This window comes from Photorhabdus sp. RM71S (assembly GCF_042879355.1).
Lineage (GTDB): Bacteria > Pseudomonadota > Gammaproteobacteria > Enterobacterales > Enterobacteriaceae > Photorhabdus > Photorhabdus kayaii.
Window position 1 is genome coordinate 1 of the sequence record NZ_JBHFKV010000273.1, and the last position, 259, is coordinate 259.

General features: G+C 49.0%; 1 protein-coding gene. It reads left to right on the forward strand.

The annotated features are described in order from the left end of the window. Window positions 1–259, forward strand: a 259-nt coding sequence (locus tag ACGF5R_RS24870; RefSeq protein ID WP_387693320.1) for a major capsid protein, incomplete at both ends; no start/stop codon positions are given.

Here is a 259-nt window from a genome sequence, read left to right on the forward strand (position 1 = left end):
GCTGCTAGACCGCTTCTTTCCCAACATTGTGACTTATGAAACCGAGGTAGTGTCTATTGATGTCGATATCGGTAAACGCCGGATGGCGCCGTTCGTGTCGCCACTTGTAGAAGGAAAATTAGTAGAAAGCCGTCAATACCAGACAAACACATTCAAGCCCGCTTACATCAAAGATAAACGCGCCCCGGATTTACGTAAACCGATTCGTCGTCAAATTGGGGAGCGTATCGGCGGTGAGTACACAGCAGCAGAACGCGAA